This is a genomic window from Pseudarthrobacter sp. Pseusp20 (assembly GCF_059492155.1).
This window is the reverse complement of sequence record NZ_CP168521.1, coordinates 1491775-1517485: the sequence shown is the minus strand read 5'-3', so window position 1 is coordinate 1517485 and position 25711 is coordinate 1491775. Positions and strand designations below refer to the sequence as shown.

Annotated in this window: 20 protein-coding genes; 15 read left to right on the top strand and 5 right to left on the bottom strand. The window is 65.6% G+C overall.

The genetic code is table 11. The features are described 5' to 3' along the window. Positions 1 to 46 precede the first annotated feature (46 nt). Complete coding sequence (locus tag ACEN9K_RS07135; protein WP_495635688.1) at positions 47 to 1666, top strand: PucR family transcriptional regulator; 1620 nt, start codon at positions 47 to 49, stop codon at positions 1664 to 1666. A 6-nt stretch (positions 1667 to 1672) separates the two neighbouring features. Here the strand turns inward: ACEN9K_RS07135 and ACEN9K_RS07130 are convergent, their stop codons facing one another. Beyond that, entirely contained in the window at positions 1673 to 2530 is an 858-nt protein-coding gene (locus ACEN9K_RS07130) for a nitrilase-related carbon-nitrogen hydrolase (protein WP_495635471.1), read from the bottom strand. Between the two features lie 239 nt (positions 2531 to 2769). Between ACEN9K_RS07130 and ACEN9K_RS07125 the strand changes: the two genes are divergently transcribed. From ACEN9K_RS07125 to ACEN9K_RS07110, 4 genes are all read left to right on the top strand, one after another. After that, a complete protein-coding gene (locus ACEN9K_RS07125; protein ID WP_018770238.1) occupies positions 2770 to 3960 on the top strand; it encodes an ROK family transcriptional regulator in 1191 nt (396 codons plus the stop codon). Positions 3961 to 4091: 131 nt separating this feature from the next. Continuing rightward, complete coding sequence (gene mmsA / locus ACEN9K_RS07120; RefSeq protein ID WP_495635470.1) at positions 4092 to 5654, top strand: multiple monosaccharide ABC transporter ATP-binding protein; 1563 nt, start codon at positions 4092 to 4094, stop codon at positions 5652 to 5654. Between the two features lie 44 nt (positions 5655 to 5698). Further along, the gene (mmsB, locus tag ACEN9K_RS07115; RefSeq protein ID WP_018770240.1) at positions 5699 to 6985 is read left to right on the top strand and encodes a multiple monosaccharide ABC transporter permease; all 1287 of its coding nucleotides are present in this window, start codon (positions 5699 to 5701) and stop codon (positions 6983 to 6985) included. A gap of 46 nt (positions 6986 to 7031) precedes the next feature. Next, positions 7032 to 8126, top strand: coding sequence for a substrate-binding domain-containing protein (locus tag ACEN9K_RS07110; RefSeq protein WP_026265927.1), 1095 nt, complete (start codon positions 7032 to 7034; stop codon positions 8124 to 8126). Between the two features lie 172 nt (positions 8127 to 8298). Here the strand turns inward: ACEN9K_RS07110 and ACEN9K_RS07105 are convergent, their stop codons facing one another. After that, positions 8299 to 9333: an AAA family ATPase gene (locus ACEN9K_RS07105; RefSeq protein WP_056393433.1), complete on the bottom strand. Its 1035-nt coding sequence runs from the start codon at positions 9331 to 9333 to the stop codon at positions 8299 to 8301. Positions 9334 to 9478: 145 nt separating this feature from the next. Between ACEN9K_RS07105 and ACEN9K_RS07100 the strand changes: the two genes are divergently transcribed. The 7 genes from ACEN9K_RS07100 to ACEN9K_RS07070 all read left to right on the top strand — a co-directional run bounded on the left by ACEN9K_RS07100 (position 9479) and on the right by ACEN9K_RS07070 (position 17579). Further along, positions 9479 to 10954 carry an ABC transporter permease gene (locus ACEN9K_RS07100; protein WP_495635469.1) on the top strand — a complete coding sequence of 492 codons (1476 nt, stop codon included), beginning with the start codon at positions 9479 to 9481 and terminating at the stop codon, positions 10952 to 10954. A 2-nt stretch (positions 10955 to 10956) separates the two neighbouring features. Then, complete coding sequence (locus ACEN9K_RS07095) at positions 10957 to 11664, top strand: ABC transporter ATP-binding protein (protein WP_018770244.1); 708 nt, start codon at positions 10957 to 10959, stop codon at positions 11662 to 11664. Positions 11665 to 11784: 120 nt separating this feature from the next. After that, on the top strand, positions 11785 to 12855 hold the full coding sequence (locus ACEN9K_RS07090; protein WP_056393428.1) for a Gfo/Idh/MocA family protein: 1071 nt from the start codon (positions 11785 to 11787) through the stop codon (positions 12853 to 12855). Between the two features lie 208 nt (positions 12856 to 13063). Further along, positions 13064 to 14032, top strand: a complete 969-nt coding sequence (locus ACEN9K_RS07085) for a hypothetical protein (RefSeq protein WP_495635468.1) — start codon at positions 13064 to 13066, stop codon at positions 14030 to 14032. Between the two features lie 89 nt (positions 14033 to 14121). After that, entirely contained in the window at positions 14122 to 15519 is a 1398-nt protein-coding gene (locus ACEN9K_RS07080) for a hypothetical protein (RefSeq protein ID WP_495635467.1), read from the top strand. A 282-nt stretch (positions 15520 to 15801) separates the two neighbouring features. Continuing rightward, a complete protein-coding gene (locus ACEN9K_RS07075) occupies positions 15802 to 17070 on the top strand; it encodes a serine/threonine-protein kinase (protein ID WP_495635466.1) in 1269 nt (422 codons plus the stop codon). After that, entirely contained in the window at positions 17067 to 17579 is a 513-nt protein-coding gene (locus ACEN9K_RS07070) for a hypothetical protein (protein ID WP_495635465.1), read from the top strand. Before ACEN9K_RS07075 ends, ACEN9K_RS07070 begins: the two co-directional genes overlap by 4 nt. A gap of 93 nt (positions 17580 to 17672) precedes the next feature. On the opposite strand, the gene ACEN9K_RS07065 is transcribed toward ACEN9K_RS07070, so the two are convergent. Beyond that, positions 17673 to 19892, bottom strand: coding sequence for an NADP-dependent isocitrate dehydrogenase (locus ACEN9K_RS07065; RefSeq protein ID WP_144600502.1), 2220 nt, complete (start codon positions 19890 to 19892; stop codon positions 17673 to 17675). 328 nt (positions 19893 to 20220) lie between these two features. On the opposite strand from ACEN9K_RS07065, the gene ACEN9K_RS07060 reads away from it, so the two are divergent. Together ACEN9K_RS07060 and ACEN9K_RS07055 are read left to right on the top strand one after the other, a co-directional pair. Then, positions 20221 to 21186, top strand: coding sequence for a trypsin-like serine peptidase (locus tag ACEN9K_RS07060; protein ID WP_018771793.1), 966 nt, complete (start codon positions 20221 to 20223; stop codon positions 21184 to 21186). After that, positions 21170 to 21343, top strand: coding sequence for a hypothetical protein (locus ACEN9K_RS07055; RefSeq protein WP_166673078.1), 174 nt, complete (start codon positions 21170 to 21172; stop codon positions 21341 to 21343). Before ACEN9K_RS07060 ends, ACEN9K_RS07055 begins: the two co-directional genes overlap by 17 nt. Positions 21344 to 21404: 61 nt before the next feature. Here the strand turns inward: ACEN9K_RS07055 and purH are convergent, their stop codons facing one another. Next, positions 21405 to 23090: a bifunctional phosphoribosylaminoimidazolecarboxamide formyltransferase/IMP cyclohydrolase gene (purH, locus tag ACEN9K_RS07050; protein WP_018771794.1), complete on the bottom strand. Its 1686-nt coding sequence runs from the start codon at positions 23088 to 23090 to the stop codon at positions 21405 to 21407. A 143-nt stretch (positions 23091 to 23233) separates the two neighbouring features. Here purH and ACEN9K_RS07045 point away from each other — a divergent pair, with 143 nt between their 5' ends. Then, on the top strand, positions 23234 to 24586 hold the full coding sequence (locus ACEN9K_RS07045) for an MFS transporter (protein ID WP_018771795.1): 1353 nt from the start codon (positions 23234 to 23236) through the stop codon (positions 24584 to 24586). A gap of 63 nt (positions 24587 to 24649) precedes the next feature. On the opposite strand, the gene ACEN9K_RS07040 is transcribed toward ACEN9K_RS07045, so the two are convergent. Further along, positions 24650 to 25600, bottom strand: coding sequence for a putative endonuclease domain-containing protein (locus tag ACEN9K_RS07040; protein ID WP_018771796.1), 951 nt, complete (start codon positions 25598 to 25600; stop codon positions 24650 to 24652). Positions 25601 to 25711 lie beyond the last annotated feature (111 nt).

The window sequence follows — 25711 nt, the reverse complement described above, 5'->3', positions numbered from 1 at the left end:
GTGCAAAATGACTTATAGTGATCCACCATGAGACTTAATGCACATGATGTCCGCTGAGCCGGCCACGTCAGGACGGCTGAGCTTCGTCACCCTCCAGCAGTTCCTCGACCAGCTGCCGCCGCTGTTGAAAATGCTTCACGACGGCGGCAGCGGCGGCCGGCTGCTGCGGTGGGTTGAGCCCAGTGAGCTGGAGGACCCCACGCCCTACCTTCCGGAGGGGGAATTCCTGCTCACCGCCGGCCTCCCCTTCCTTGGTGACGGGGGATCACCCGCTAGCGTGGACGCCTATGTCCGCCGGCTGGTGGAGGCCAAGGTGGCGGCCCTGGGCTTCGGGATCAGGCCGTACTTCGACGCCGTCCCGGAGGTGGTCCTCGACGCGTGCCGGCGGCACAACCTCACCTTGTTCGAGGTGCCCGAGTCGCTTCCCTTCGCGGCGATCGGCCTGCAGTTTTCCCAGCTCCTGGAAACCGACAACGCCAGGGTCTTCCGGCAGCTGGCAGAGACCAACCGGCAGCTCATGCGCGCCGTCCTCTCCCCCAAACCGGAGCACGAACTACTGGCTGCGCTGGTCCAGCGCGTGCCCGTGTGGGCCGTGATGGTGGGAGCGGACGGCCGGGTCCGGGCCCGGGGCACCAGCGCCGGCGGCAGCACCGCCGTCGAACTTTCCCTGCTGGAACCCATGCTGGAACGGCTGCTGTCCGGCCGTGGCCCCCGGGTGGAAATGGACGGCTTTGACCAGCCCGGCTCGGCGCTGGTGGTGGGCCATCCGCTGCGGAGCACCAGGGACGCCAACCTCGGTGCCCTGATCCTGGGCTCGGACGATCCGCTGACCCCCGCCCAGAACAACGTGGTCCAGTCCGCCGTCGGACTACTGGAGCTGCTGGTCCGGCAGCGAACCAGTGGCTCGCTCGCCCCCAGCCAGCTGGCCACCGCCGTCCTGCTGCACCCCGAGAGCCTCACCACCGGCGGGAGCAAGCACGTCAACGGGCTCAAGGACCTGCTGGCGCAGAGCCTGTCTTCCACCCGGTCCGCGCCCATCCGCGTGCTTCAAGGCGTCAAGGTGGATGCCCCGGAGTGGCCGGCGGGAGACAGCCCCGTCAGGGAACTGCTGCAGTGGCGGCGCATGTTCGACACCAAGCTGGTGGAGATCACCGACTACGGGTTCGCCGCGCTGACCCGGCTCAAGGTGGACGACGCGCTGCTTGCCGACGTCGAGAGGCTCGGCTGGCGCCTGGTGATCGGCGAACCCACCGAGCTGACCAGCCTTCCCGCCGCGTACCAACGGGCCACGTCCCTGCGCAGCCGGGTCCAGCGAAGTGGACAGAGCCTGCGGGCCGACGAGGTGTCCTGGTCGGTCACGGGCCTGCTGGGCCGTGAGGCCGGAACCTTGCTGGCCGAGCGGCTCCTGCATCCTGTCCTGGCGCTCGAACCGGACCGGCGCGATCCGCTGCTGGCCGTCCTGCGTGGCTGGCTTGGCGAAAACGGCAGCTGGGATGGTTCCGCCAAGCTGCTGGGGCTGCACCGCAACAGCGTGCGGCGGCAGATCGGCGTCATTGCCGACATGCTGGGGATGGACCTGAACCAGGCGCAGGTGCGGGCTGAGCTCTGGATTGCGCTGCAGTACACCGAAGGGCTGACCGGCGGGGCGGCGGGAAACGGCGCCTGAAGGCGGTTATCCGCCCTGCTGGCCTGCTTCCCGCGCCAGGCCGGCCTCCCACTCCCGGTAAAGCTCCGGCCGGCGTTCCCGCAGGTACGGCACCTCGTCCCTGGCTGCGCGCACCGCATCAGGGCCTATCTCCGCGAAAAGCACTGCAGGGGTGTCCGCTGCTTCGGCGAGGAGCCTGCCGTCGGGTCCCGCCACCACACTTCCGCCGCCGAAAGTGTAGGCGTCCTCGACCCCACAGTGGTTGGCATAGGCAACATAAAGTTGGCTTTCCAGCGCCCGCGCCCGGATGAGTACCTGGGGCACGGCGTCGTAACCGGCCGACAGGGCAGTGGGGACCAGGAGCAGTTCCGCGCCGCGGGCCGCCGCTGCCCGGGCGGCCTCGGGGAACTCGATGTCGTAGCAGATCAGCAGGGAGGTGCGGACACCCTCGAAATCCACGACGGCGGGAGGTTGCGCGGCTGCCACGAACGCCTTGCGTTCCTCATTGCCGAACAGATGCACCTTGGCATACCTGAGGAGTTCGGTGCCCGTGGCATCAACCAGGGTCGCTGTAATGTGCCACGCGGGGCTGCCGGCGACCCCAGCGCCCGCACCGTCCCCAGCCGCTTCGGCGGGTAGGCTGTAGACAAGGGCAATCCTGTTACGGCGGGCGATATCAGCCAGCCGTTCGCGGACAGCGGGAAAGGTTGCCGGGTCCAGGTCGCCGCGCACCCGCAGCGGGGCGTAGCCCACGGGGAAAAGCTCCGGCGTCAGGAGCAGGTGGGCACCGGCACGGGCAGCCCGGGTGGCGGCGTCGTCGATGGTCCGAAGGTTGGCCTCGACGTCCAGGACCACGGCGTTCGCCTGCAGGACGGACAGCAGCATCGTTACCACCTTCTGTATCCCCGTCCATCTGAAATGGCTGGGCCCGACTGATCTCTCGTTCCAGCCTAACCAGCCGCCAGCGGAGGATTGTGGGTCGTTTGGACCCGGGCGCCCGCGCGCCGGGACGGAATGCACAGATGCCGCGGAGGGTACTCATGACGGCCGATTTCCTGCATGCCCGTACAGGCCATGCGTTAACTTCTTGACTACAAGAGCAGCGATAGGGCAATCTTCTTAGCATGTCCGCAACCACGCGCTCAACGAGGAGCAAGCCCAAGAATCCGGGGTCCCAGTCCGCCCTGCGGCAACTGAACCAGCAGCGGATTATTGAGGCACTCATGGGCGGCCCGTCCACGCAGGCGGAGCTCGCCCGGCAGACGGGGCTCTCCACCGCCACCGTCTCGAACATCGTCAAAATCATGCTTGACTCCGGCCTGGCATCCACAGAGCCGATAACCAGTTCAGGGCGCCGGGCGCTGAATGTGCGACTGAACAGCAACGGCGCCGTGGCGGTCGGCATCGACTTCGGCCGGCGGCACCTGCGGGTGGTCCTGGCCTCGCTCAGCTACCACGTCATCGCTGAAGAATCAGTGCTGCTCCCGCTGGGCCACCAGGCGGATGAGGGCATCCATGCAGCGGTGGAACTACTGGAGAAACTACTCCGGGAAAGCGGGGTGGAACGCACCTCCGTGGTGGGCGCCGGCGTCGGTATTCCGGGCCCCATTGACCGGCGGACCGGGACCGTGGCCCAAGGGGCCATCCTTCCCGAATGGGTGGGCATCAACATCCTTCAGCACCTGGAGGAAACGTTGAGAATCCCCGTATTCGTTGACAACGACGCCAATCTGGGCGCATGGTCCGAGGTGACCTGGGGGCAGCACTCCGGCGTCAGCAACCTGATGTTCCTGAAGATCGGTTCCGGCATCGGCGCCGGCTTGATCCTCAACGGTTCGCCGTACTACGGCAACGTTGGGATCACCGGCGAAATAGGCCATGCCACCATCCACGAACAGGGCCTGGTGTGCCGCTGCGGCAACCGTGGATGCCTCGAAACCATAGCATCCACCACCACCATGATTGAGCTCCTCAGCCGGGGCGAGGACCGGCCATTGACGCCGGCGGATATTGTCCGCAAGGCCCTGAACAGGGACTCCGCCACCCTGCGCGTGGTGGACGATGCGGGACTGGCGGTGGGCCGGGCGCTGGGCAATGTTGCGAACCTGATCAATCCCGAGGTGATCGTGGTGGGCGGGCCGCTGGCAGGCCTGGGGGACATCCTCCTGGACCCAATCCGGAGGGGGCTGATCCGGCATGCGGTGCCGGTCATCGGGGAGACCACCACCCTCACCATGTCCTCCCTGGGTGACCGGGCTGAAGCCCTCGGTGCGGCCGCCCTGGTCTTCCAACACGCCGGAATCCGCAAGCCGTAGACCACATCGTTACCCAGCAATTGCGTTAAAGACTTGACGACAACAGCTGTGATCCAGTTTACTTTTGGTTCAGACGGCCCTGCGCTTTGCCGGCCGGACAAAGAAGTCATTGCATTGGAGGGTTAGGGTTCATGACGTCCGAGACCACGCATACGGATCCGATCATTCTCGAGATGCGGTCCATCACCAAGGAATTCCCCGGCGTTAAAGCCTTGTCGAACGTGAGCCTCCGGGTTAAGGCCGGCGAGATCCACGCCATCTGCGGCGAAAACGGCGCCGGCAAGTCCACCCTCATGAAGGTCCTGTCCGGCGTTTACCCGTACGGAAGCTACGACGGCGACATCGTTTACCAGGGGCAGGTTCAGCACTTCCGGGACATCAGGGCCAGCGAACACGCCGGCATCGTGATCATCCACCAGGAACTCGCGCTGATCCCCGAGCTGTCCATCATGGAAAACATCTTTCTCGGCAACGAACCCACCAAGCGCGGGGTGATCGACTGGGCTGAAGCCCGGCTGCGGTCCCTGGACCTCCTGGCGCGCGTGGGCCTGCGTGATGACCCCGACACCCCCATCAAGGAAATCGGCGTCGGCAAGCAGCAGCTGGTGGAGATCGCCAAGGCCCTGAACAAGTCCGTGAAGATCCTTATCCTGGACGAGCCGACAGCCGCCCTGAACGAGTCGGACTCACAGCACCTGCTGGACCTGATGCTGGGCCTGAAGGCCAAGGGCATTACCTCAATCATCATTTCCCACAAGCTCAACGAGATCGAGCAGATCGCCGACTCCATCACCATCATCCGTGACGGCCAGTCCATCGAGACCCTTGACGTCAAGGCAGACGGGGTTGACGAGGACCGGATCATCAAGGGCATGGTGGGACGCACCCTCGAGTCCCGGTTCCCGGAGCACACGCCCAAGATTGGGGAAGTGTTTTTCGAGGTCAAGGACTGGACCGTGGGCCACCCGGCCATCCAGGACCGCCTCGTCTGCAAGGGATCCAGCTTCTTTGTCCGCCGGGGCGAAATCGTCGGGTTTGCCGGCCTCATGGGCGCAGGGCGGACCGAACTGGCACGCTCCGTCTTCGGCCGGTCCTACGGCAGGTTCATCAGCGGCCACATCTACAAGGACGGCCGCGAGGTCACCCTCAAGAACGTCCGGCAGGCCATCGATGCCGGGCTGGGCTACGTCACCGAGGACCGGAAGTCCCTGGGCCTTAACCTGCTCGACGACATCAAGACCACCACGGTTGCGGCCAACCTGAGGAAGATCAGCCACAACTACGTGGTGGACCCCAACCAGGAGTTCACGGTTGCTGAGCAGTACCGCAAGTCGCTGCGCACCAAGACGCCGTCCGTGGAGGAAGGCGTGGCCAAGCTTTCCGGCGGCAACCAGCAGAAGGTGGTGCTCGCCAAGTGGATGTTCACCGACCCCGACCTGTTGATCCTGGACGAGCCCACCCGCGGCATCGACGTCGGGGCCAAGTACGAGATTTACGGCATCATCCAGCAGCTGGCCAACCAGGGCAAAGGGGTCATCGTCATCTCCTCGGAGCTCCCCGAACTCCTGGGACTGTCTGACCGCATCTACACGATCTTCGAAGGCGCCATCACGGGCGTCCTGAACAAGGACGAGGCCACTCAGGAAAGCCTGATGAAACTGATGACCTCCGCCGCGCCCCGAAAAGCCGCCTGACCCACTGGCCATTCCAGAACCTTCCGGACACAAGGACTGACACCATGAACGCCCTCAAAAAGCTGTTTGGCGGAAACACCCGCCAATTCGGCATGATCTTCGCCCTGGTGGCCTTGATCATCTTCTTCCAGATCGCCACCAGCGGCCGGACCCTCACCCCCGGCAACGTCATCAACCTCTTCAACGGCAACTCCTACATCCTCATCCTGGCCATCGGCATGGTGCTGGTGATCATTGCAGGACACATCGACCTGTCCGTCGGCTCTGTCGCGGCCTTCGTCGGCGTCACCGTGGCCCTTGCCATCCGTGACTGGGGCATCCCCTGGTACGCAGGGGTCCTGCTGGGTCTGCTGCTGGGCGCGGTGATCGGCGCCTGGCAAGGCTGGTGGACGGCGTACGTCGGAATCCCGGCGTTCATCGTGACGCTGGCCGGCATGCTCCTGTTCCGTGGTTTCAACCAGTTCGTTGGCAAATCCAACACCATCCCGGTCCCCGCCGATTTCCAATACCTTGGCTCCGGCTACCTCCCCGAGGTGGGGCCCAACCTGGGCTACAACAACCTGACCCTGCTGCTTGGCCTTGCCGCCGCCGTCTTCGTGGTTGTCAGCGAGCTGCGGTCCCGCTCCAGGGCCAATGCCCTCGGTGCCGAAGTTCCCGAAATGTGGGTTACGGTCCTGAAGCTGGTCCTCGTCTGCGCCGCCATCCTGTACGCCACGTACCTGTTCGCCACGGGCCGCCCTGGTACTTCCTTCCCCATCCCCGGCCTCATCCTGGCCGTCCTTGTCCTGATCTACGGCTTCATCTCCTCCCGGACGATCATCGGCCGCCACGTCTACGCAGTGGGTGGCAACCGCCATGCGGCAGAGCTGTCCGGCGTCCAGTCCAAGAAGGTCAACTTCCTGGTGATGATGAACATGTCCATCCTGGCCGGCCTGGCCGGCATGATCTTCGTTGGCCGTTCCACTGCATCGGGTCCCTTCGACGGCGTCGGTTGGGAACTTGATGCCATCGCCGCAGTCTTCATCGGCGGCGCGGCCGTTACCGGCGGCGTGGGCACGGTGATTGGGTCCATCATCGGTGGCCTGGTCATGGCCGTCCTGAACAACGGCCTCCAGCTTCTCGGCGTCGGTGCAGACCTGACCCAGATCATCAAGGGCCTGGTGCTCCTGATCGCGGTCGCATTCGATGTTTACAACAAGTCCCAGGGCAAGACGTCGATCATTGGCATGCTGACCAGGAACTTCAACCGCTCCTCCGGCGGCGGCCCCAGCAACCCTCTTCAGCCCGACGAAACCACCTCCACCAAGGAAGCGATCGCCAGGGAAGCCTGAGCTCTGCGACCTGACCTTTTAACACCAAATAGAGAGAGAACCAACAATGCGAATGATTGGTAAAGCAGGAAAGGCCGCGGCAGTCGCTGCCATCGCAGCACTGGCGCTGACGGGTTGTGGACGCTCCGAGTCCGGTGGCGGCTCCAGCGGCAGCGCAGGCGGATTCCCGCAGGACTCGTCCATCGGCGTGGCATTGCCCCAGAAGACCAGTGAAAACTGGGTTCTGGCAGAGAAGCTCTTCAACGACGGCCTCAACGGCGCCGGGTTCAAGGCCGATGTCCAGTTCGCCAACGGCGGCGTTTCGGAGCAGCAGAACCAGATCAGCGCCATGGTCACCAAGGGTGCCAAGGTCATTATCGTGGGCGCCATCGACGGCTCCCAGCTGGGAACCCAGCTCAAGCAGGCCAAGGACAGCGGCGCCACCATCATCGCCTACGACCGCCTGCTGCTGAACACCGAGAACGTCGACTACTACGTGGCCTACGACAACTTCAAGGTCGGTGTCCTCCAGGGCCAGGCCCTGCTCGACGGCATGAAGGCCAAGAAGCCGTCCGGTCCGTACAACATCGAACTGTTTGCCGGTTCCCCTGATGATGCCAACGCCAAGGTGTTCTTCGACGGCGCCATGAGCGTCCTGAAGCCGAAGATCGACGACGGCACCCTCAAGGTCCTGTCCGGCCAGACAGGTTTTGAGCAGGCTGTAACCCAGGGCTGGAAGGCAGAGAACGCCCAGCGCCGTGCCGACACCTTGCTCACGGGCAGCTATGGCAGCGCAACCCTGGATGGCGTGCTCTCCCCCAACGACACCCTGGCCCGGGCCGTCCTGACCTCGGTCAAGGCAGCTGGCAAGCCGATTCCGGTCATCACCGGCCAGGACTCCGAGGTTGAGTCCGTCAAGTCCATCCTGGCGGGCGAGCAGTACTCCACCATCAACAAGGACACCCGCAAGCTCGTTGAGCACGCCATCACCATGGTCAAGGACCTTCAGGCAGGCAAGAAGCCGGAGATCAACGATGACAAGTCTTACAACAACAAGGTCAAGACCGTTCCGGCATACCTGCTGGAGCCGGTCATCGTGACCTCTGCCAACGTCAAGACGGCCTACAAGGACGATCCCGTACTGGGCCCGATCACCAAGTAGCACAGGGCAGAAACAGCCGGTACACCCGGGGGCGGGAAGCCCGGCCCCACCCTGAACTGCTCCCCGTAAGTTGGACTGAAGATTCAGTTCCGACTTACGGGGAGCAGTTTCGTGTTTAAGGGCAGTCCGCTGTCCGGGGAGCAGCCCGAAGCCGCGGCGCCGGCAGATCCGGTCAGACCAGCCAGCGCCACCAGCGTGGCTGCTCCTGTTCCGGCGTCGGTTCCGGCTCCGGCTCCTCGCCCAAGGCCAGTGCGGCCCCGACGATGTCGTCCGCGGTGAGCGTCATGACGGCCTCACGATCGAGCGCGTCAAGACTTTGTTCCTCGTCGAGCGACAGCCGCAGCGCCTGACGGTTGAGCGCCTGCTCGAACAATGTGCGGGCGAACCGCGCGTTGCCGGAGTCCTCGCCCGCGTGCAGCCCGGTGAAAATGCGGCGCAGCATCTGGTCCGCACCCGGCTCCAGCCTGTACTCGTGCTGGGCCAGCATCCGGTGGAAGATCGTCTGGAGTGCGTCGACGGAGTAGTCGGGGAACGTGATTTCACGGGCGAACCGGGAGCGCAGTCCGGGGTTCGAGAGCAGGAAGGACTCCATCAGCCGCGGGTACCCGGCCACAATCACCACCAGGCGGTGGCGGTGGTCCTCCATCCGCTTGAGCAGGACCTCGATCGCCTCGGGGCCGAAATCCATCCGGCCGTCCTCCGGGGCCAGCGCGTAGGCCTCGTCAATGAACAGGACGCCGTCCAGCGCGCGCCGGATCACCCGGTCTGTCTTGATGGCGGTGGTGCCGACGTACTGCCCCACCAGGCCCGAACGGTCGACCTCGACCAGATGGCCTTTCTGCAGCAGGCCGACCGCGCGGTACATCTCGGCCAGGAGCCGCGCCACGGTGGTCTTGCCCGTGCCCGGGTTTCCGAGGAACACCAGATGCTGTGATGTGGCCACCTCCGGCAGGCCGTGCGCCTTACGGCGGGCCTGGACCTGAAGCAGTGCGACGAGCGCCCGCACCTGTTCCTTCACTGTCTCCAGTCCGACCAGGGCGTCGAGCTCGGCCTGCAGCTCGGACAGCGGCCGCGCCGGCCCGGGCCTCGCAGCCATGAGATCGCCCACCAGGTCGTCGACGCGCTCCGAACCGGGCAGCTTGAGCTGATCGGCCAGACGGCCGATGGTTTCGCGCAGGTCGTCAAGCGGATTGCGGCTGGCAGCCATGCATCCACTGTAGTACCAGCACTCGATTCCCGGCCCTGCCCTTCACAGCCCGGACACAGGTGGGGCCGGATTGCTGCACAGGATGCCCAGCGAGGGTTGATGCGAAGCCGGCCCTCCGCGCCGGCACCTGAGTCATAGGAGTAACGTGAGCGTCCTTGCCCGAAGCGTAGGCAATGCCTTCAGAAACAAGGTCCGCACCGCAGCTGTTGTCGCGGTGCTGGCCGTCGCCATTGGCCTTGCCCTGGCCATGCTGGTAGCCAACCAGGCGGTCGGGGCGAAAGTGCAGGAGCTCAATGCGTCCGTCGGCACCGTCCTGACCGTCAACCCCGCCGGCGGGCAAGGTTTCGAAGGCGGCGGTGAGCCGCTCACCACCAGCCAGGCAGCCACGGCCGCCGGCGTGCCCAACGTCAGTGCCGTCGTCGGGACATCCTCCCTGCGGCTGCGCAATGCCACCGAAGCGGCCGCACAGGCCGCGGCCGCACAGGCCGCGGCCGGGCAAACGGGACAGACCGGGCAGGCAGGGCCCGGAGGCCAGAACGGGCAGGGAGGCCCCGGCGGCCAGGCGGCAGCCACACTGACCACCAGCCTCACGGCGGCGGTGGACGCAGGCACCCTTGGCAACCGCAACCAGCAGGCCAACGGAAGCACGGGCTCCACCGGAACCACGCAGCAGCCCGTCCGGTCCCTGCCGATCACCGCCACCGGCATTGGCGCCGAAGTCGACACCACCGGCAAGGCACTGAACATCACGCAGGGCTCCGGGCTCGGCGACTACTCGGCAGCATCCACCAGTGCCCTGCTGGGCACCACCCTGGCAGGGAAGAACAACCTCACGGTTGGCTCCACCTTCACCATCAACGACCAGACCTACACGGTCTCGGGATTGTTCGACGCCGGCACCACCTTTGGCAACAACGCTGTGTATGTCACCCTCCCCACCGCCCAGACCCTGGCAGGCACACCGGGTGAACTGTCCAGCATGATCGTCACGGTCAACTCCATGGACAACGTGGCCAGCACCAAGACGGCCCTGCAGACGGCTCTCGGCACGGACAAGGCCGATGTCACCCAGGGCCAGAACCTGCAGACCGCGGTCAGTTCGCTGGACAGCGTCAAGAACATCTCCTTCATCGCCTTCATCGCCGCCCTGGGCACCGCCGGACTCATCATCCTGCTCATCATGGTGATGCTGGTCCGCGAGCGCCGCCGGGAAATCGGCGTGCTGAAGGCGATCGGCGCGCCCAACCGCACCATCGGCCTGCAGTTCGTCCTCGAGGCACTGGTCCTGGCAGCCCTGGGCAGCGCCGTCGGTGCCGCCATTGCATCGTTCGCCAGCGGCGGCATCGCCTCGGCACTGATCAGCAGCAACACCACCAGAACCACCGCCGCCACGGGCCGCGGCGTCCCGGGCGGGGCCGGTGGTGGCGCGGGCTTCCCGGGCGGCCAGGGCGGACCCTTCGGCGGCGCTTCCCAGCTGTTGAACTCCGTGACCGCCAGCGCCTCACCGGGGGTGATCGCCGGTGGCATCGCTGCTGTGTTCGGTGTCGCCATCATCGGCGCCCTGGTTCCCGCGCTGCTCACCGCGCGCATCCGTCCCATCGAAGTCCTGCGAGGAGAATAGCCATGATAGAAGTCAAGAACCTGGTCCGCACCTTCAACTCCGGTGACCGCACCATCAAACCGGTCAACGACGTCAGCTTCGCCCTGGACCAGGGCACCCTGGCCTCGATCGTGGGCAAGAGCGGCAGCGGCAAGAGCACCCTGTTGTCCCTCCTTGGGGCACTGGACAAGCCCACCAGCGGAGACGTCGTCGTGGACGGCGTCAGCCTGGCGAGCCTGCCGGACAGCAAGCTGACGGAATACCGCCGCCGGGACATCGGATTCGTGTTCCAGCAGTTCAACCTGATCCCCAACCTGTCCGCCGTGGACAACGTCATGCTTCCCATGGAATTTGCCGGGGTGCGCAAGGCCGCCCGGCTGGAGCGCGCCAGGGAATTGCTGGAGCAGGTCCAGCTGGATCCGTCCAAGCACGAACGGCGCATCAACCGGCTTTCCGGCGGCGAACAGCAAAGGGTGGCCATTGCGCGGGCCCTGGCCAACGAACCGAAGCTCATCCTCGCCGATGAGCCCACCGGCAACCTTGACGAACAGACCGGCGACCACATCATCGAACTCCTCAGCTCGCTGAGCCGCGACCACGACACCACCATCCTGGTGGTCACCCACGACCGGGCCCTGGCGAACAAGACGGACCGCCGCTTCCGCCTCCAGCAGGGCAAGCTGACGGAGGAACCGGTCCGCGGCCGGACCGCCGTCGCCGCTTCCGCCTGACCTCAGCCAAGGGGCCAACGGTGGGGGACATCCCGTCCCCCACCGCTGGCCCCTTTATTGCTTGTCCCCGTCGCCGGCACGTCCCCGGTCCTCACCCGCCGCTGTGACAGGATTGCAGCTATGACTGCTCCCATCGCCACGCCATGGCTTTCCAGCCAGCCTGACCAGGATCCCCGCTCCGCCACCGGGGCTCCCCTGCGCTGGGGAATTATTGCAACGGGCAGCATCGCCCGCGCCGTGTCCCAGGATCTCGCGCTGCTTGAAGACGCCGAGCTGTACGCGGTCAGCTCCCGGGCACAGGACAGCGCGGACGCTTTTGCCGTGGCCTATGACTTCGCAAAAGCCTATGGTGACGACGGCGGTGTCCCCGGCTACCAGCGGCTCCTCGCCGATGACGCCGTGGACGTTGTCTACGTCGCCACGCCGCACGCGCAGCACCACGAGATGGTTCTCGCCGCCCTCAACGCCGGCAAGCACGTGCTCTGCGAGAAGGCGTTCACCATCAACGCCCGGGAAGCATCCGAGCTCATCGATGTTGCCCGCAGCCGAGGTCTCTTCCTCATGGAAGCCATGTGGAGCCGGTTCCTGCCCTCGATGCAGCGCGCGTTCCAGATCGCAGCTTCGGGTGAACTTGGCGACATCCACTGGATTACCGCGGACCTGGGCTTCCCCGCCCCCTACTCCCCCACGGCCAGGTTGTGGGCGCGGAAGGACGGCGGAGGGGCGTTGCTGGACTTGTCCGTCTACCCGCTCCTGTGGGCGCTGGGCACCCTTGGCTTTCCCCACACCGTGAGCGCCACGGGCTTCGTCAACGACGACGGCGTGGATTCGCAGAACGCCATGACCCTCGGCTACGGCCACGCGGCCCAGGTCCAGCTCACCTCCTCACTCCTGGCACACGGTCCGCGCACGGCGACCGTCGCAGGGAGCCTGGGCTTCCTGCAGAGCGTGGGCTCCATCAACAACCCCCGCGAACTCCTCATCACCAAGGGGTGGGAAGACCGCCGGACGGAAACCTTCGACGTTGTGGGCAAGGGGTACACCTACGAGCTGCGCGAAGTAATGCGGTGTGTCCAGCAGGGAGTGACGGAGAGTCCGGTGATGCCGCTCGAAGACACACTGAACACCATGCGGCTTTTCGATGGCGTTCGTGCCCAGCTCGGTGTGACCTACCCCAACGACGGCCATTAGCAAGAGGCGCCGCGAAAGATGCTCGACGTCGGCAAGGCGGCTTTCGCGGTGAGGTTGGGGCATGTGACTTCCTGCTTGCGCCCTTGACACCTTCAGTGCTTGTTCCCGCCCTTTGTAAAATCCCTTTAGCAAAGTCTGGACTTGCGGCAACAAGGAGTCATAGGCTTTAGCCAGCATTGATTGCACAGCTCACTGGGGGGTGGTACGCATGGCTAGCATGAGTGCGCCATGGCGTGCCCTGCGACCAGCGCTCCTTGCCGGGGCAGCCGCAGTTACTTGGCTGGCGCTTTCGTCAACTTCAGCATCCGCCGACGCCGGGCCTGGCTCCCCTTCCCTGCTCGGCAGCGTCACCGGCTCGGCCTCATCCTTGGCCTACGAACTTGCGGACACTGTTTCACCGGCTCCTGCCGCCTCCCCGGCCGGACCTGCTGCAGGCCCTGGACTGGCGCAGCCTGTCGTAGCCCAGGTCGCCGGCGTTGCCGACAACCTCATTACCTCCGTTCCCGTGCTGGACCAGGTGATTCCGGCGGGAACCCTTTCCTCTGTCTCCGCTCCCGTTGGGGAGATCGCCGACACCGTGACGGCCGGGGTGGTGCAGGTTGTTGTAGCCCCTGCAGCCGAGGCCGTCCCGGTACTTGAACCGGCGCTGCAGCCCGTTGCCGATCTCCTGACCGGCACCGCTCCACTTCCGCTTCCCGCCCCGGCCGTTGACGCCGTGCCGGCAGATCTTCCTTCCGGGGTTGTCCCTGGCCCCGCGGCAGCTCAGCCCGTGGCCTTGGAAATCCTTCCGGATGGGGCCGGAACGGGGCTGGAACCGGGGCAGGAATCGGATGCGTCGCCCACGGCGCCGGTTGCCGGCGGCAGCGCGGCCTTGGCAACGGTACGCAGTGCAGCCCTGGCCAACACGTTCTCCCCGTGGGCTGGCATGTCTGTCCCGGCTGACCCCGCGTCGGGGCAGTCCCTTCCCGTCGAGCCGGCACCGCTGCCTGCCCAGGTTCCTGCCGCACCGGGATCCGGCACCGGCAGCGCTGGATCATCCGGCGGTTCATCCGGTGCCGCAGCATGGCTTAGCCCTGCCTATTTTGGTTTTGAGCGCCCTGGCGCTGTTCCCGCCGGCGAGGCCTCCGAGCACGCCCCTGCGCCGGTGTCGTTCGACCCCGGTTCTTCCCCTGACTAGTTGAGGCCGTCTGCCCCCCAACGGGCAGCACGTGGCTTTACGGGCAGCTGATAAGCGCCCGAACTACCTCAACTTCAGGAGTAACCATCATGAACTGCACCCTTCGCAGGGGGCTGCTTAGCACCCTCTTTGCCGGCGGCCTTCTGGCCTTCGGCTGCGCTGCCGCAAACGCAGCGGACACCACCAGCGGGACGGATCTTTCCGCTTCCGCCCTCATCTCGGCGGCGGCGCCCGCTGACTCGACGTCGTTGGGCCTGCTGGGTGACCCAACGCCGGCCGGCTCAACAGGCGTCGCCGCCGCAGTGGACGTAAACCTCGGCCTCGGAAGCACCGGCACCACCACGGACGCCACCACGGCAAACCTCGCCGTCGACGCAGCCGCAGACCTGGGACTCACCGGCACCACCGACCCCACAACAACCGGCACCACCGACCTGGCCGCCGCAGTGGACGTAAACCTCGGCCTCGGAAGCACCGGCACCACCACGGACGGGACCACGGACGGCACCACGGCAAACCTCGCCGTGGACGCAGCCGCAGACCTGGGACTCACCGGCACCACCGACCCCACAACAACCGGCACCACCGACCTGGCCGCCGCAGTGGACGTAAACCTCGGCCTCGGAAGCACCGGCACCGGCACCGGCACCACGGACGGCACCACGGCAAACCTCGCCGTGGACGCAGCCGCAGACCTGGGACTCGCCGGCACCACCGACCCCACAACAACCGGCACCACCGACCTGGCCGCCGCAGTGGACGTAAACCTCGGCCTCGGAAGCACCGGCACCGGCACCACGGACGGCACCACGGCAAACCTCGCCGTGGACGCAGCCGCAGACCTGGGACTCGGCGGCGTGAGTGCCGGCGATACCAGTGGGCTCGGCACTACCGTTGAGGCAGTTCTCGACCTCACCATCGGTGGCGTCACCAGCAGTGATACATCGGGTGGAGTCGACGCAGGCATCGACCTCGGAGCCGGTGTGGACACCGGAACTGCGGACGCTGGCGGCTTGGATGCCGTTGTCGACCTTGGCATTGACCTGGGTATCGGACTCGGTAATGACAGCGGAACCAGCACTCCGGGCGCCAACACACCCGGCACCACTGACCCGGGAACCACCACCCCGGGAGACGGCACCACCGGAGACACCGGCACCCTTGATCCCGGAACCAGCACTCCGGGGTCAGGCGACCCTGCCGGCAACGGCGGCTCGACTTCCGGCGATGACTCCACAAGCGGCACTGGTACTGCAGGAAGCGGCAACTTCACCGCTGCACCGGCAGGCTCCACCGCAGTGAGCGGGGCCATCGCCCCGGTCACCACACCGCGGAGCACTCCGACTGGCGGCAATCCTGCCCTTGCCAACACCGGCTCAGCCCACACCCGCCTGGCCAACACCGGCTGGGACGGAGCGCTGGTTCCCCTGGCACTGGTTCTTCTGGCAGGCGGACTCCTGATGTTCCGCAAGCGCAAGGTGTCCTGAGGCCTGAGTCCTGTAAGGAAGCCGCCCGCGCACGCGCCTGAAGCGGCAGCACCCGGCAGGCTGACGAGAGGAGGACACCCACCCAACAACCAAGTAACAGTACAAAACATGTCATCAGCACACATGTCCTTGTAGCCAATGGTCCGGCGGCGAACGTGTTTGAAATCGCCGCCGGGCCGTCGGCGTGTCGCAACGCGAAACCCTAGGTCAATCGCTGGTTCCGCCGTCCCGCCCGTATAATTTGAGGTACGACAGTGCCGCAGCGCACCGGGAGGAACGGTCATGGTGGCGGAATCGCCTAGCTCCATCAAGAATGAAGTTGTCGGCGGTCGCTATCGTTTAGGTGAGGTCATAGGCCGCGGCGGGATGTCGTCGGTGTACTGCGCACGGGACGAAAAGCTGGGCCGTGACGTGGCGTTGAAACTCTTCGCCCCGCAGGCTCCGGATGCGGACGAGCTTAAGCGGCAGGAAGCCGAAATCCAACTTCTGGCCACCCTGAACCACCCCGGCCTGGTGACGCTCTTCGACGCCGGAATCGATGACCGCATTCCGGACGAGCCCCGGCCCTTCCTGACCATGGAACTCGTCGAGGGCCAGGACCTGCGCAGCCGCATCAGGCACAGCCGGGTACCCCTGGAAGAGCTGTCCGTGATCGGAGCCGGCATCGCCGACGCTCTGGCGTACGTTCATGGCCTGGGCATCATCCACCGCGATATCAAACCGGGGAACATCCTGCTGGTCCAGATCCGCCCGGGTGAGCCGCTGCGGCCCAAGCTAACGGATTTCGGCATCGCCAGGATCGCGGATTCCACCCGGCTCACGGCCACGGGCACCATGGTGGGCACGGCTGCCTACCTCAGCCCCGAGCAGGCCCTTGGCAAACCCCTTTCGTCAGCCACGGATATCTACTCCCTTGGACTGGTGCTGCTTGAGTGCATCAAGGGCACCGTGGAGTACCCCGGCAGCGCAGTGGAATCCGCCGTTGCCCGGCTCCACCGCGCCCCGGAGATCCCCGACGACGTTCCCCCGGAATGGGCGGACCTCATCCGTTCCATGACTGGCATCGAGCCGCTGGAACGCCCTGCGGCCGCCGACATCGAAACGGCACTCCGTCAGGCACTGGTCTCGCCGGCCTCAACGCCGGGAGAACTGGCACCGGAAACCACGCGGGTGCTTCCCGCCATGCCCTTCCACCCGCCCTCGATCACCGCTGAAGAATCGGTGGATGATGTGCGCGAGGCAGCGGCCTCTACAGAGGCTGCCGATCCCGCATCAGCCGCCCAACCTGCTGCATCACCGGCTGGTTCCGGAGTGGCAACGAGCGGAGTGGTTGCCGGTGCATCCGCAGGCAAGGCTCCCCGCACACCCCGTCTGTCCCGGAACCAACGGATCTGGCTGGTCGTCGTGCTTGGTGTCCTTGTCATTGCTGCAGCCGTGGCTGCGGTGATGATGAGCATCTCGGCCCGGCCCGCCGACGTCGTCCCTTATCCCACCGTGACCGGCGTCCTGGGCGACCATCTGCAGGAGCTGCAGAAAAGCGTGGAGCCGTGACGCCGCGGCAGACAATCCCGGGCCGGCTGGTCCTGGCGTTCTCGGCGGCCTTTCTGGCGGCAGGCTTCCTCAGCGCCTGCGCGGCGCCGGGAAACGGCCTTCAGCGCGAAGCTGCGGCACAGCTCCAGGCACGCGTGCTGGAAGTGACGCAGGCGTCGTCCCAAAACGATCCTGCGTCGGCACTGAAGGCGCTGGAAGGTCTTGAAGCCGACCTCACTTCACTGCAGGCAAAGGGCAAGGTCTCGGAGGAACGGCGCCGCAGCATCACCACCGTGGCCTCCGCTGTCCGGGCAGACCTGAACGAGGTTGTCGCCGCACAGCAGGCTGCGGCCAAAGCCGCCGAGGATGCCCGGAACGCCGCGCAGGCAGCTCAAAGCCCATCCCCCACCGCCGAGGCACCCGCGCCCCAGCCGGCTCCCGCCCCGGCACCGGCCCAGGGCAACGCGGGCGGCTCCGGCGCGGACACCGGCAAGAACAGCAACGCCGACAAAGGCAAAGGCAAGAACTAGCCCGCCCATACTATAAAGAGCACAAAGAGAGGCGGTGCCCGGAACGATCCGGGCACCGCCTCTCTTTGTCAGCTGCCGCAGCAGCGGCCGGTGCTAGGCCAGGCCGGCGATGACCTGATTAAGGGTGGCGGAAGGACGCATCACCGCGGAGGCCTTGGCATCCTCGGGGCGGTAGTAGCCGCCAATGTCCACGGGTGAGCCCTGGACCTCGGCCAGCTCGCCCACAATCGTCTCCTCCTTGGAGGACAGCTCCTTGGCGACGGAACCGAAAGCGGCGGCCAGGTCGGCGTCGTCCGTCTGCTTGGCCAGCTCCTCCGCCCAGTAGCGGGCCAGGAAGTAGTGGCTGCCGCGGTTGTCCAGCTCGCCCACGCGGCGGCTCGGGGACTTGTTCTCCAGCAGGAACGTGCCGGTGGCGCGGTCCAGGGTGTCGGCCAGGACCTGCGCGCGGGCGTTGCCCGTGGTGGTGGCCAGGTGCTCGAAGCTGACGGCCAGCGCCAGGAACTCGCCCAGGCTGTCCCAGCGGAGGTGGTTTTCCTTGAGCAGCTGCTGGACGTGCTTCGGCGCGGAACCGCCGGCACCGGTTTCAAAGAGTCCGCCGCCGTTCATCAGCGGAACGACCGAGAGCATCTTGGCGCTGGTTCCCAGCTCCAGGATGGGGAACAGGTCCGTGAGGTAGTCGCGGAGCACGTTGCCCGTGACGGAGATGGTGTCCTCGCCCTTGCGGATGCGTTCCAGGGTGAAGGCGATCGCCTTGACCGGGGACATGATCTGGATGTCCAGGCCGTTGGTGTCGTGGTCCTTCAGGTACTCGTTGACCTTGGCGATGAGGTTGGCGTCGTGGGCGCGTTCCTCGTCCAGCCAGAACACGGCCGGGGTCTGCGAGGCACGGGCGCGGGTGACGGCCAGCTTGACCCAGTCGCGGATGGCGGCATCCTTTGTCTGGCAGGCGCGCCAGATGTCGCCCTCGGAAACCTCGTGTTCGATCAGCACGTTGCCCGAGCCGTCCACGATCTGGATCCGGCCGGCTTCCTGGATCTCGAAGGTCTTGTCGTGGCTGCCGTATTCCTCGGCTGCCTGTGCCATGAGGCCAACGTTCGGCACAGTGCCCATGGTGGTGGGGTCGTAGGCACCGTTGGCGCGGCAGTCATCGATGACCACCTGGTAGATGCCGGCGTAGGAGCTGTCCGGCAGGACGGCCAGGGTGTCCGCTTCCTTGCCGTCCGGTCCCCACATGTGGCCGGAGCTGCGGATCATGGCAGGCATGGAGGCGTCCACGATGACGTCGCTGGGGACGTTCAAGGTGGTGATGCCCTTGTCCGAGTCCACCATGGCCAGGGCGGGACCGTCTTCCAGGCCCTTCTTGATCAGGTTCTGCACGCCGTCGCGCACATCCGCGGGAAGGTCCTCAAGGCTGCTCAGGATGGCGGCAAGGCCGTTGTTGGGGCTGATGCCGGCTGCCGAGAGCTGCTTGCCGTAGGTTTCGAAGAGTTCGGAGAAGTAGGCCTTGACCACGTGGCCGAAGATGATGGGGTCCGAGACCTTCATCATGGTGGCCTTCAGGTGTGCGGAGAACAGCACGCCTTCTTCCTTGGCGCGGGCCACCTGGGCCTTCAGGAATTCATCCAGGGCGGCGGCGCGCATCACAGTGCCGTCGATGACCTCGCCGGCCAGGACCGGGAAGGCCTTCTTCAGGACCTTCACCGAGCCGTCCTCGCGGACCAGCTGGATGGCGATGGTGCCCTCGGACTCGATGACCACGGACTTCTCGTTGGACCGGAAGTCATCCTGGCCCATGGTGGCCACGTTGGTCTTGGAGTCAGGGGTCCAGGCGCCCATGGAGTGCGGGTTCTGGCGGGCGTAGTTCTTGACTGACAGCGGGGCCCGGCGGTCCGAGTTGCCTTCGCGCAGGACCGGGTTCACAGCCGAGCCCTTGATCTTGTCGTAGCGCGAGCGGACGGCGGTTTCCTCGTCGGAGGAGGGGTTGTCCGGATAGTCCGGCAGCGCGTAGCCCTGGCCCTGCAGTTCGGCGATGGCGGCCTTCAGCTGCGGGATGGAGGCACTGATGTTGGGCAGCTTGATGATGTTGGCTTCCGGCGTCTTCGCCAGCTCACCGAGCTCAGCAAGGGCGTCACCGATCTGCTGCTCGGGGGTCAGGTAGTCACCGAACTGGGCGATGATGCGGCCGGCGAGCGAAATGTCGCGGGTCTCCACCTCCACACCTGCTGTCGAAGCGAACGCCTCGATGATGGGCAGGAACGAATAGGTAGCCAGCATCGGCGCTTCGTCGGTGTGGGTGTAGATAATCTTGGACATGCGCGGGCGTCTCCCTGTGGGTCGGCTTGGTTGTGAAAATTCGGTCTATTTCACCATGTACAACTTACCCGAGGACACCAGTTTGAAGCGTACCGGAGGCCCAGCGTTACCCCTGCCGTGGGCAGGATTACAGCGATGGAGAACGGCCGACGGCGGCAGGAAACCGGGTGCCCGCCGCGCCCGGGCACCCGGCCACCAGGGCTCCATCCCGGGACAATGCAGGCCATACATGATACGTCACTACTATTTACAAATCTGTCATGGAGGGATAAATTCGCAGGGTCACACTTGGCATTCCCACGCCTTTCCCCGTTCAGACAGGACAACAATGACAAGCACCAGGTCTCTGGCTTCCGCCCTCCTGAGCCTCTCCGCGGCCGCCGTTCTGGCTTTCACCAGTGCAGGTGCCGCCACCGCAACACCAGCAGCGGCGGACGACCACACGAATCCGTCCGTTACCAGTGCTGTCCTTGACGCGGCGGGTGCTGCCGACTACTGGACACCGGAGCGGATGCAGAGCGCCATCCCCGGCGACACCCTGGCCGGCAAGGCACTGGAACGCGGCAACCGCTCCAGCGCAGCCGTCGTGGAGAAGGGCAAACCGTCTTCCACCAAGGGCACCAAGAGCACCGGCAGCACTGCCAAGAGCGAAACGCCGGTCAGCCACATCGGCAAGGTCTTCTTCACCCTGGGGGGCGCCAACTATGTGTGCTCCGGCAACGCTGTCTCATCGACCAACGGCAGCACGGTTGCCACAGCGGGACACTGCGTTAACGAGGGGCCTGGAGCGTACGCCACCAACTTCGTCTTTGTTCCTGCCTATGAGAATGGCGCAGCACCGTATGGCAAGTGGTCTGCACGGGCCCTGTACGCGCCGAGCCAGTGGGTCTCAAACGGTGACATGACGTACGACACCGGCTTCGCCGTCATGAACCCCCTGAACGGCAAGAACCTCACCGCTGTGGTCGGAGGCTCGGGCGTGGCCTTCAACCAGGCCCGGGGCCTGACTTACAAGTCCTACGGCTACCCCGCCGCTGCCCCGTACAACGGTGAGACCCTCAAGAGCTGCACCGGCACGGCAACCAATGATCCGAACAACCCGCAGTTCAACAGCCAGGGCATCCCCTGCGACATGACCGGGGGTTCCTCAGGCGGCCCGTGGTTCATCGGGACCAGCTCCGATGGCGTGCAGAACTCCATCAACAGCTACGGCTACAACCGTTCTGCCGTGATGTACGGCCCATACTGGGGCTCAGTCATCCAGGCAACCTACGCCAGTGCAGCAAAATCCTAAGGAACCCGGGCCCGACGAGGATCCTGTCAGCCACGTTGACCTGACCCAGTCACACGAGGAAGTCCTCGAGTACTGGACAAAGCAACGAATGGCAGAGGCCAAGCCCCGGGAGATCCAACTTCCGGAGCCCGGCCCCGGTTCAGCTGACCAGGACTAAGCCGGCACAACGACGACGGCGCCCGCCCCCTTTGCTCAGGGGGCGGGCGCCGTCGTTTGTCCTAGTGGAAGAAGTGGCGGGCCCCGGTGAAGTACATGGTGATGCCGGCCGCATTGGCTGCCGCGATCACCTCTTCATCGCGCACGGATCCGCCCGGCTGCACGACAGCGCGGACGCCGGCGTCGATCAGGATCTGGAGGCCGTCGGCGAACGGGAAGAACGCGTCGGAGGCAGCCACGGCGCCGCGGGCCCGCTGCGGTGCGCCGGCAGCGCTGGCGTTGGAGGCACCGCCGGCACCTTCGACGTCGGACTCCACCGTGACGCCCAGCGTGTTGGCCCGCTCCACGGCCAGGCGGCAGGAGTCGAGCCGGTTGACCTGGCCCATGCCGATGCCCACAGCTGCGCCGTTCTCGGCGAGGAGGATGGCGTTGGACTTGGCGGCCCGGCAGGCTGTCCAGGCGAAGGCAAGGTCCGCGAGGGTCTTCTCGTCCGCTGCTTCACCGGCTGCGAGGGTCCAGTTGGCGGGGTTGTCGCCATCGGCGTCCACCTTGTCGCTTACCTGGACCAGCATGCCCCCGGAGACCTGGCGGAACTCCGTGGGGTAACGGCCGTAGCCTTCGGGAAGGGCGAGCAGGCGGATGTTCTTCTTCTTGGACAGGATCTCCACGGCTTCCGGCTCGAAGCCGGGGGCGATGACCACTTCGGTGAAGATGTCCTTGACGGTGTTGGCCATGCCTGCGGTGACGGGGCGGTTTGCGGCGATGACGCCGCCGAACGCGGAGACGGGGTCGCAGGCGTGGGCCTTGGCGTGCGCGTCGGCGATGGGGTCTGCGGCGTCCTTGGAGCCGACGGCCACACCGCAGGGGTTGGCGTGCTTGATGATGGCGACGGCGGGCTCGCTGAAGTCGTAGGCAGCGCGCAGGGCGGCGTCGGCGTCCACGAAGTTGTTGTAGCTCATGGCCTTGCCGTGCAGCTGGTCCGCCTGGGCGATGCCCACCGGGGCGGCTTTGTCCACGTACAGTGCAGCCTGCTGGTGCGGGTTTTCGCCGTAGCGGAGGACCTCGGAGCGTTCCAGGGACAGGCCGGCGTAGGCGGGCCAGTCGATGACGCCGTCGCCGTCCTCGTCCAGGAACTGGCTGGCGGTCCAGGTGGCAACCGCGTTGTCATAAGACGCGGTGTGGGCGAAGGCCTTGGCGGCGAGGCGGCGGCGGGTCTTGAGGTCGAAACCGCCGGCGGCGGCGGCCTCCACCACCTGGCCGTAGAAGGACGGGTCCACCACAATGGCGACGGCGGCGTGGTTCTTGGCGGCCGAACGCACCATGGCGGGGCCTCCGATGTCGATCTGTTCGACGACGTCATCCTGGGCGGCGCCGGACTTGACGGTCTCCACGAACGGGTAGAGGTTCACCACCACCAGGTCGAAGGCTTCGATGTCCATGCTGGCAAGGGTTTCCATGTGGGCCGGAACGCGCCGGTCCGCCAGGATGCCGCCGTGCACACGCGGGTGCAGCGTCTTGACGCGGCCGTCCAGCATTTCGGGGGAACCGGTGACTTCCTCCACCTCCTGCACGGGGATGCCCGCGGCGGCGATCTTCTTTGCCGTGGAGCCGGTGGAGACGAGCTTCACGCCCGCTGCGTGCAGGCCCGTGGCGAGCTCCTCCAGACCGGTTTTGTCGTAAACCGAGATCAGGGCCCGGCGGATGGGTACACGGTCAATGGATACGCGCTCATGCTGCGTGAAGCTCACAAATGTCTCCGTCTTATCTCGCGGTACAGGGCCGCGGTTGGTGGGGATAGGGCCAGTTTATCGCGAAGGGCGCGGTTGCCCGGCGTGGACGCCGGAGTGTGAACGGGCTGGGGCCGGGCTAAAGTTTTGGACAGGAGGCGGCGATGAATACATACACCACTGTGCCCAGCGGCGAACAGGTGGTCCAGGAACTGCCCTGGCGATGGAAAGTCCAGGGCAGGATCTTCCTGATCGGAGGCCTCGGCTTCATGTTCGATGCCTGGGATGTAACCCTGAACGGCATCCTGATTCCGCTGCTGTCCAAGCACTGGTCCCTTTCCGCGGGGGAAGCGGCCTGGGTGGGCACGGCGAACCTGGTCGGCATGGCGCTGGGCGCCTTCATCTGGGGAACCATCGCGGACACCGTTGGGCGCAAGAAGGCCTTCACGGCAACCCTCCTGCTCTTCTCCGTGTTCACCGTGTGCGGCGCCTTCGCCCCCGACTTCATCTGGTTCTGCGCCTTCCGGTTCCTGGCGGGATTCGGCCTGGGCGGCTGCATTCCCGTGGACTACGCACTGGTGGGTGAGTTCACGCCGCGGAAGCAGCGCGGCAAAGTGCTTACGGCCATGGATGGCTGGTGGCCAATCGGCGCTGCCCTGGCGGGATTCGTCTCGGCCGGGCTGGTGGCCCTTTACGGCGACTGGCGGCTAACCATGCTGGTGATGGTCCTGCCGGCGCTGCTGGTTTTCTGGGTCCGGCGCAGCGTGCCCGAGTCCCCGCTGTTCCTGATCCGGAAAGGCCGGCGGGAGGAAGCGGCCCGGATCATCGACGGACTGGTGGAAGCAACCGGGGCAGAACCGCGTGCCTACAGCCTTCCGGACGCCAGGGATGTCCCGCGGCTCTCCGCCGGCAGCGCCTGGACGCAGCTGCGCTCAGTGTGGCAGTTCAGCTGGAAGATCACCGCCGCCGCATGGTCCCTGTTCTTCAGCATCCTGCTGGTTTACTACTTGTCCCTGACCTGGATGCCGCGCATCCTCATCGGCGCAGGGTTCGCCGAGTACAAGGCTTTCGTCACCACAGCCTCCATGGCCGCCGTCGGCTTCCTTGGCGTGGTGGTGGCAGCGCTCCTGGTGGAGCGTGTGGGCCGCAAATGGATCCTGGCCATCACCGGCCCGCTGTCCGCTCTTACGCTGGTGATTGTGGCTTTCGTGGTGGACATCCCCACGGCCGCGGTGTTCTGGCTGCTGGTGTTCGGCTTCGTGGTGCAGGTGGCCATCCCCGTGCTGTATGCCTACGTGTCCGAGCTCTATCCCACAGAACTGCGCGGCACCGGCTTCGGCTGGGCATCCACGTTCTCGCGCCTCGGCGCAGGTTTTGGGCCGCTGATCTTCGCGAACTACTTCTGGCCGGAACTCGGGCTTGCAACGTCGTTTGCACTGGCGGGAGCCCTGGTACTGGTCTCCGTTTTGTGGATGGCGTTCTTCTCCCCCGAAACCCGCCAGCGCCGGCTGCAGTAGACGGCTCCCAACTGACTCGCAGTTGCTGTCGTTCTCGCACGTCAAAACGGCATCAACTGCGAGCTACTTTGGTACCCAGCCTCTGCTGAGAAGCGCCCCGCGCACTTTCGAGAGGGCGGACAACGCCTGGTTTTGCATGTGGCGCTTTGAGATCCTCACGAGCAGCCATCCTCCTCGGCTGAAATCCTCCTCGCGGTCGATATCCCTAACGATCTGTTGTGGCTCGGAATGGCCGTCGCCGTCGTATTCCACCGCAATCCTGTACTCCGGGTAGCTCAGGTCAGGCTGACGAATGACGCCGGGGCGAAGTTCGATGGGCATGTTCAGCATCGGCTCAGGCAGGCACGCGGCGTTCAGGGCAAGCCGAAGCCGCGTCTCCGGCGCCGAGTCCGAACCAACCCGCGCCAACTCCAGGGCAAGTCTTGCCTTCCGGATGCCGGGTGTACCTTTGTGTCGATCCAACATGTCGGACAACTGCCCAAGGGTACAAAACGGCTCCGTCCTGATTTCGAACGCAGCCCTCGGCACCCGCAGAAGATGGTCCGCCACTACCGTCAGCTCCTCAACGCTCATCCTTCGGGCATTGTCCAGCCATGTCCGGGGCCTGCTGGTTACCAGCACCCCTTCCACGTGCACGATCTCGTCATCGAAGAACTGTCCTACGTGGCCGACAACGCCCTTGCGGCGGGGAATAGCCATGGTGTCCGGACGGGAGATATGGATCAGCGGGTCCTCATGACCGGGCAAAAAACCAGGAAAACTCCAGAACGTGAAGGCCGTGGCGTGGGACACCGCCGAAAACGAAGTGATCCTCGTAAACGGCCTCAAGGCTTCAGACAGGGCCGTGCCCTCTCGACCCTGGCCCGAGCCGTCTTGCGGGACCCTGATGCCGCGGCTGGGGGCGTCCAGCTCTCCGTGGCGCAGGCGCCTAAGAGTTACGCCGGCGTCGACCGCTTCCTGGCACGTAAACGGCACCCGGGCGATCTCGGCGGGAAGTGGACGAGGCGTCTTCACGCGACCATAGTCGCAAACACTTCTGCCATCTGCCGGAGTTATCCACAGCCAGCTGCGGCGATGATTAAGTGACTCGCAGTTGTTGTCGTTTTGACGGGTCAAAACTACAAC